The sequence below is a fragment of the Moorena sp. SIO3H5 genome (assembly GCF_010692395.1).
Classification (GTDB): domain Bacteria; phylum Cyanobacteriota; class Cyanobacteriia; order Cyanobacteriales; family Coleofasciculaceae; genus Moorena.
In genome coordinates this window covers 1-7,885 of sequence record NZ_JAAHHS010000355.1, presented here as the reverse complement: position 1 = coordinate 7,885, position 7,885 = coordinate 1, and the positions used below count along the sequence as shown (strand labels likewise).

General features: G+C 45.6%; 5 protein-coding genes. 4 read left to right on the top strand and 1 reads right to left on the bottom strand.

Going from position 1 to position 7,885, the window contains the following annotated elements:
* Nucleotides 1–170: 170 nt before the first annotated feature.
* Nucleotides 171–1,184 (bottom strand): hypothetical protein, encoded by a 1,014-nt coding sequence (locus F6K52_RS27975; RefSeq protein ID WP_293086209.1) that lies wholly within the window; start codon nt 1,182–1,184, stop codon nt 171–173.
* 404 nt (nt 1,185–1,588) lie between these two features.
* On the opposite strand from F6K52_RS27975, the gene F6K52_RS27970 reads away from it, so the two are divergent.
* The 4 genes from F6K52_RS27970 (at nt 1,589) to F6K52_RS27955 (ending at nt 7,604) form a co-directional block, all read left to right on the top strand.
* Nucleotides 1,589–1,849: a hypothetical protein gene (locus F6K52_RS27970; protein WP_293086206.1), complete on the top strand. Its 261-nt coding sequence runs from the start codon at nt 1,589–1,591 to the stop codon at nt 1,847–1,849.
* Nucleotides 1,850–1,969: 120 nt separating this feature from the next.
* Nucleotides 1,970–4,102, top strand: a complete 2,133-nt coding sequence (locus F6K52_RS27965) for a bifunctional metallophosphatase/5'-nucleotidase (protein ID WP_293086203.1) — start codon at nt 1,970–1,972, stop codon at nt 4,100–4,102.
* A gap of 947 nt (nt 4,103–5,049) precedes the next feature.
* Entirely contained in the window at nt 5,050–7,032 is a 1,983-nt protein-coding gene (locus tag F6K52_RS27960) for a pyridoxal-dependent decarboxylase (protein ID WP_293086200.1), read from the top strand.
* Nucleotides 7,033–7,121: 89 nt separating this feature from the next.
* Nucleotides 7,122–7,604, top strand: coding sequence for a hypothetical protein (locus F6K52_RS27955; RefSeq protein WP_293086197.1), 483 nt, complete (start codon nt 7,122–7,124; stop codon nt 7,602–7,604).
* Nucleotides 7,605–7,885: the final 281 nt, after the last annotated feature.

Below are 7,885 nucleotides of genomic sequence, written 5' to 3'. Positions count from 1 at the left end.
TACAATTTTTAACTAGTTGTGAAAAATATAGTTATGAAAAATTACCAATAATTAGAGAGGGAGCAGGGAGCAGGGAATAGGCAGCAGCGATGCAGGTGACTCCCCATCACCCCATCACCCCATCGCCCCATCGCCCCATCGCCCCATCTCCTGGTCTTCCTGTGATTCCTTCAAAGAGTATAACTACTTGTTGCTACTACTACCCAATCTTGATCGTGAGTTTCCCCTAAGGCATAGTGAACTGTACACCATTCCCCAGACAGATTGAAGTTAAGATGGTAAGTTTTGGAATTAAGCAGTTGAGTGGCAAACAGGTTTCTCAAATCTATCTCGAACTTGCAGTCTGTTTGGATTTCCTCTAATCCTTCTCTTTGTTCTGATAATTCTTCTTGAACCTCTTGGTATTCTTCCGTTGATAAGTCTCCTTCTTCTTCTAACTTTACTAGTTCTTGTTCTAGCTGTGCTATTGCTTCCTGGTACTCTTCTATCTCATTGCCGTAATCATCTCGAACTCTAATAAATTCATTAATTTCGCTAATCTCTAAAAATCCCGTAGTATCCAATAATTTTTGCATAACTTCGTGGCGACTAGTGGTGATCACTACCTCGAAACCTCCAAAACTTAATTCTTCCTCTGCTTGGGCTTGATGAGTAATTTGATTGGTGATAGATTGGATTTGCTCAACCAGTGCAGCGGTATTGTCTTGGACAGATTCTAGATCCGGAATCATAAATTGTGGTGATGAGTTGCACCGCCAGGTTTGTTTGATACCTAATCCAATCCACTCTCCTGGTGTTGATAAACCAATTAGCATCGGAATTCCTAAGGAGCCAAAGACACTTTGTTGAAGGGGAAATCCCTCTTCCAAGTCTTCTGGTAGTGTAGGAAGGCGATAGCCATAGATAGTTAACTCTGACAAATTAGCTTGCAGCAGTGCGATCAGATTTTGGTAATGGTCGCTCACAGGTTGAGATTGGGTTTGGCGAATCTGACTGAGAAACTCTTCCGGAGTAAAGGGCATAAGACCGGTGTTATCCACTAGAAAGCGTTCCACTGAAAACGGACCTTTATCGTCCACTTCCCAAGGGATAACTATATAAGGAGCGTCACCAACTAGGCTGTAGAATTCATCTTTGGTTAATTCTTGAAGGGTAGTAACAATTTGCTCAGTTTGGGATTTCATAATTAAGGAATTTTAAGGTAGGGTGTTAGTAATGCTTCAGCAGTCAGCTATTAGCAGTAAGCTATAATATTTTTAATTCAGATGTGAAACGAGAATTGATGGTAAAAGGGAATAGGGAATGGGGAACTTCGGAGAAGTATGAAAGAGATCAGATAATTTTTTAGTGTTATGCTCAATCAGCATTTGGTTTGATGGGATAATTTAAAATTATATAGTAGCAAAGGATTGATAGAATTGATCATAGTTATGAGGTAGATTTAATTTTATTACTCCCTACTCCCTACTCCCTACTCCCTAAAATTCCAAGGCCGAGGTACATGCTTATCGATAACTACCACGAAATATAATCTATTTTATCTGAACCACTCATGAGTTTTAATGCAGCAAATTATACTGGTTAAGATTTGAACGAATCTACCCCAGGACGTTCCAAGATTATTTCCTGTCGTTTTACGGATGTGGAACAGGTGACTGAGTTTTTGACTTATAGCCAAATGGAAATGATTCAGCTTTCTTGTGGTTCGTTCCAGAGTGAGTTTTTTGCTACCCAGATTGGTGATTTATATTTCACACGTATTAGCACCAATCAATCAGTTCAAGCAATAAGTCCGCGCACAGCAGGGATATTTAACTTTTGCGTTGCTTTGGGCCGCCAGTTGAATTAAACAACTAGGGATTAGAAATAGGATGTCGAAGTTTTGTATTACTTCGGCATCCTATCGCATAAAAATTAACAATTAATTGATATCGTAAACAAGGCACAGAAAAGCTATTAGGTATATTTAATGAATTGGAACCGTATTTGGAAGATAGGAGTGGGAGTCGCGATCGCACTAGTTTTGGCCATTGTTGCCTACCTGGTGATAGCACAACAGAATCGACCCATCCCCGATCTAGGCTCTACAGGCACCAGTAACCCTGAGCCAGAGGTGGTTGACTCAGATACAGAGCCTTTTACTCTACAACTGCTCCATGCTTCAGATTTTGAGGCTGGACTGGCCGCATTGGAAGATGCTCCTCGGTTTTCCGCCGTTCTGAATGCCCTGAAAGAGGACTACCCCAACACCCTTGTCCTCTCCTCTGGAGACAACTACATTCCCAGTCCCTTCCTGTTTGCGGGCAGCGACCCTAGGTTGAACGACACCCCTGTAGGAGAGGCTAGTATTGGTCACGCTAATATCGAAATCCACAATCAACTGGGTATCCAAGCTTCCACCTTTGGGAATCACGATTTCGATCTCGGCAGCAAGGAAGTGCGGGATATCATTCAACCAGATGGAGCTTACCGTGGGGCGCTGTTTCCCTATCTCAGTGCAAACCTCGATTATAGCACAGACCCTAACCTCTCCAGCCTGATCACGGCAAACGGTCAAGAAGTCAGTACTATTCCGGCAGGACAGGTTGCGGGGACTGCAGTGATTACCGTCAATGGTGAGCAAATTGGTATTGTGGGAGCAAGCACACCCCTTCTGCCTACCATCTCTTCCTCTGATGGAGTCACGGTGTTCCCGGAAAATCCCACAGACTATGATGCCCTGGCTGCTAACATCCAAACTGCGGTGGATGAACTGACGGCTACAGGCATCAACAAGATTATTCTCCTAGCTCACATGCAACAGTTGACCATTGAGCGGGATGAGTTAGCCCCTCGTTTGCGGGATGTAGATATAATCGTGGCGGGAGGGTCTCACACCTTGCTGTCTGATGCCACGGATCGTCTGCGGCTGGGAGATACCAGTGGCGGTATTTATCCTATTCTCAAAACCAATGGAGATGGAAATGCGATCGCTGTTGTGAATACGGATGCCACTTATAAGTATGTGGGTCGTCTGGTGGTGGACTTTGATGCAAACGGTATCCTTATTCCCAGCAGTATTGACCCCAACATTAGTGGAGCCTACGCCACTGATGATCAAGGAGTTGAAGCGGTAGGAGGAACCCCAGATCCAGAGGTTGTAGAAATTACCAATACCCTGGATGAAGTGATCAGTACTCAGGATAGCAATATTTTTGGCAATACCAAAGTTTTCCTGCGGGGCGATCGCGCTTTTGTCCGTACCGAAGAAACTAACCTGGGTAACCTAACCGCTGATGCTAACCTGGCCTATGCCAAGACTGTAGATGCTACAACCGTGTTTTCCTTCAAAAATGGGGGTGGCATCCGTTCCAACATCGGGGTAATTAGCGCTGCTAACGGTGGCATCGACCCCAATGACTTTGAACTGTTGCCCCCAGCAGCCAATCCTGAAGTGGGCAAGGAAGAAGGGGAAGTTTCCCAACTCGACATCACAAACTCCCTCCGTTTCAATAATGGAGTTACCCTGTTTACTGTCACAGCGGATCAATTGCTGGAAACCATCGAGGATGCGGTAGCGGCAACAGCTCCGGGTGCGACTCCCGGCCAGTTTCCCCAAGTCGGTCGGCTTAAGTTTAGCTTTGATAGCACTCGTCCTGCCAATGATCGGGTTCTGTCTCTGGTTGTCCTGGACGATCAAGACCAAGTTCTCGATGTAGTGGCTCAGAATGGTGAATTAGTGGGGGATCCCAGCCGCACATTTCGTGGTGTTACCATTAGCTACGTGGCTGATGGCGCTCCCTTATCCACCTTCTTGAGTGCCAATCCAGCTTTGTTCAATCGGGTTGATTTCTGGGGTGAGCCGGATAGCAATGGCAATGGGGTTTTAGATGCTGACGAAGACCTCAACAAAAACGGGGTTCGAGATGCTGCGCTCTCTGAACCTTTCGAGGGTTTTGCCAATTTTGCCTCCTTTGGTTCCGAGCAGGATGCCCTAGCAGAATACCTCAATGAATTCTTCCCCAGCGCAGCTAATGCCTTTAATCAGGCTGATACTGACCCGGCATTGGACGAACGGATTCAGAACCTGGCTTTCCGGGAAGATACGGTCATTCCTGAATAACCAAGCATTGCTAAATCAAGGGATTAAATGAGTGCGCTGGGCATCCTGCCCGCCCGAAAATGAAACCCATCAATTAAGCCCACAATTATAAAAAAAACCTGATGGCTAGGTAGCTGATTCTGTCGGCTTCCTAGCTATTTTTGTTGTGACCCCGTGAACTTCTGACTTCTAACTTCTGACTTGGGCGTAGCGCTATACCAGGTTTTGATACGATCGATGACGATGCTTAACAAAACGAATCATAGATAAAACTAATCATTGTCCCTTCAAATACTACTTTATTAGTATGGTTAGTAAAGTTGGAATTTTTGAGTATTCAGGGCAACGGTTTATGTTTAAGGTTAAAGGAAAGTGACTGTTGAGTTGAATAGCTAGGGATTAGAGATAGGGGGTGGTTGTTTGGTATTCCTTTGGCATCTAGTACCACAAAAAAGGGCAATTAATTGATTCGGTAAACAACCGAAATATTAAGTTTTATCAATCAGTTTGAACGGAATTTAAAGAATGCTGCTCACAGTTGCGTTCGCTTAGCGTGGCAATCGCGCCAATCGCTTTTAACGGAAGCAAAGCTTCCGTAGCTTAGGGTTCCCTACGGTCAATCGTGGGCATTTTTGTGATGGGTAAAAACTCTAATGTAAAGTTAGGTGAAATATAAAATATTTCCGAAATTAATCTCCTTTGACTTATAGTCTTGGTAATAGTTATAAAGAATCTGCAATTAACAATTTTTTGTTTGGATTTGAACATAAAATTAGTTATGAAAATTTGGGGGCAGGTCAAAGTTATAGAACATAGGAACTATGTTCTATCAGAGCATTTGTACTAAAACACATTAGGGAGCGATAGCTTTAGTACAAATGCTCTGCATAAGTGACATCCTCCGTGCAGATTCAACCGTAAGCATTCAAGCTATCAATTTTTACAAATCTAATCATTAGGAGTCAAAAATGGCCTCAAAATTTTCAGACCAGTGGAATAAAGATGGTAGCGTACAGGCAAACGCTCCCCGTTGGGCGAGTGTCCGTTCAAATATGCGTAGTGCCTTCCCAACTTACTACTCCACTGGAGCCTCAGACCCCTTTGCGGACATGGTTAGTCAAGCAATTCGTTATCTGGATCGCCTCAAGCCACCTCAGTCCCCAGCCTCCCCTGGAAGCACACCGGGCTATTTGGGAAACGATCCAACTGGCCCTCATTATGGAAAAGTCACCGAAGCCCGTCTAGAGGAAAACATGGCTTCCTTGGCAGAGGTGCTTGAGGAGGCAGCAGAGCTATTTCGAGGAATGCCCAACTGGAATCATCCACTGGTGATGCCTAATGTGATTCCACCGGCTAACACGGCTGCGATTATTTCCGCGATGATGACTAATGTTTTCAGCCCGAACATCATTGAAGGGGAATATGCCTGGGATGTAGAGCGGACTGAAATGGAGACTTCTGCAATCCTAGCCGATCTCATTGGCTGGCCTACCGACGAAGCCGGGGGTCTGTTCACTTTTGGCGGTTCTGGGTGCTATTTTTATGGCATCAAATACGCCCTGACCAGTTGTTTGGGCATGAATTCCCGTTGTAATGGCATTCGCACCGATGCCAAGGTGTTAGTGTCTCAACAGGGTCACTACTGCAAACAGAACTCCACAGACTGGACGGGTCTCGGCATGGAGAACTACATCGAAATTGATACCGATGATGTCACCAACGCGATGGATTTTAACCACCTCGAAGAAGTGGTGCGAGTCCTCCATTCCTCTGGTACACCCATCGCTGCCATTGTTTGCACGATGGGCACGACAGATGCTTTTGCGATAGACCCCATCGATAAAGTCAGGGAATTGGTAGATGAACTTTATCCCCTGGAAAACCATCCCGATGGCATTGGGCGACCCTTGATCTACGCTGACGCTGTGATTGGTTGGTCTTGGCTGACCTTCAAAGGCTATGACTTCGCAGATAATCCCTTGGGCTTTGCAGACCCAGTTTTAGCCAATATTCAGAAAAACTATGAAGCCATTAGCAAGGTAGTACACGCTGATGCCATTGGCTTTGATTTTCATAAGACAGGTTGGGCAACCTACAATTGCAGCGTGGTGATGGTTCGTAGTCTGCATAAGTTCCAAGAAGTCTTGAGTCGTCCCGGTTCAGCTTATCTTCAGGCTCGCACTTGCTACAACCCCGGCCTTTATACCTTAGAAGTTTCCCGTTCTGGCTCCTACTCCATGGCAGCCTGGGCTACCCTCAAATACATGGGGTATGAAGGATTCCGCTCTATTCTGGGGGGCATTCTGGAAATCCAACATTACCTGCGCCATGAGGTTATCGCTAATGAACCCACTGTAGTTTGTGTCAACACTGAAGATTCAGGTTTCGTGACTCTGTTCCGGGTTTATAAAACGGGAGTAGATGCCAAAGCTCAATATGAAAAAGAACTCAACGACCCCTCAGCGAAAGAAGAACTAGAAGCCAATAATAAATTGCAGCAAGATATAGCTGATATGCTCTGGCAGTGGCACCGGGACGGTCAGTTGCATGGCGGGAGCTATGCGCCCTACATCAGCTACACCAGCGGTTTCCGTCCGACAGACTATGATGATGAGGAAATAGAACCCGGTTTCATCTATGCCGTGAAGGCTTATCCGATGAATGTCAATATCACGCCAGTGGTGATGGACGAATTGATTCGGTTGGTCTTGGTGGCGCGGGATGCGATCGAAGCAGGCACAGTTCCCCAACCGAAGGATGATGCCGGAAATTGTCCTCTGCCTTACTCCGACTTCTCAAACATTAAACCCCTCGAATGTGCTTCCGATGAGGAAGGTGCAGGAGGTTCCACGTCAGATAATCTTCTCTCTGGTATTGGGCGGCAATCTCGTAGGGCATTGAAGCGGCTCAAGAAGCGTATTAAAAAAGGCAACAACAAATGTGATTGTTAAATGCCTTAGCCCAGTAGGGTGTGTTATGCAAAGCCGGATGCTGCTAACGCACCTTACCAATACTATAGAATAGTTTGGGAGGAGAAATAATGACCGATCCCGTATACCCCGAGTGCATTCAAGAACTCTACGAGAGCGAGATTTTTGGTGAAGCCTGGGCTCTTGCCCTCATAGAGGTGGCCAAGAACGAGCGTGACCAGTATCAGTTTGGCACATTACTCCAGCTGGAGACAGAAACCAAAGCCCGCCTTCGTCCCTTCCTAAGCAAATACAATATGTCGCTCTTAGAGGAAATGGATCTGAGCGAGGTTGATGACGCAGTGGCTGACTATGAAGAAGCCGTTACCTTCTCTGAATTTTCCACGGTGACGATACCCACCGTTGAGGCATTTCTTGCCCGATTCCAAGCGATCGCAAACATTGCTCCAGAAGAAGACCAAGAGGTTGTTCAGTCGATGGTGAGCCATGAATCGGCCATTCTGAACTGGCTGGACATGGAGAGCCAGGGCAACACTGATGGCTCTCTGGACGCTATGATTGCTGAGCTGCAGTACCCACTACCGACGCCTTAAGGCTATTGATGTTTAGGCCAGTTCGTGGGGCTGACCCATAGACCCGATTGGTGGGTTACGGTACCGCTAATGCATTCTACTAGACTGACACAGCTAAAATGCTGCTTTAGTAAAATCCCTTATCCCTTGTAAATTAAGGTTTTTAGCAAAAATCTATTAGACCTCTCCAAAAACTTGAAAGTCTCTCAGTAACTGCTTTTCAGCTCTCAAATTGACCAAGTCAATTTTACGTTAAATTAACGCTATAATAGGCTTTACGAAGCTATTGATGTTAATTTAGC

Coding starts and splice junctions, on each gene's coding strand:
- F6K52_RS27975 (WP_293086209.1), bottom strand. CDS start 1,184: ATGAAATCCCAAACTGAGCAAATTGTTACTACCCTTCAAGAATTAACC.
- F6K52_RS27965 (WP_293086203.1), top strand. CDS start 1,970: ATGAATTGGAACCGTATTTGGAAGATAGGAGTGGGAGTCGCGATCGCA.
- F6K52_RS27960 (WP_293086200.1), top strand. CDS start 5,050: ATGGCCTCAAAATTTTCAGACCAGTGGAATAAAGATGGTAGCGTACAG.
- F6K52_RS27955 (WP_293086197.1), top strand. CDS start 7,122: ATGACCGATCCCGTATACCCCGAGTGCATTCAAGAACTCTACGAGAGC.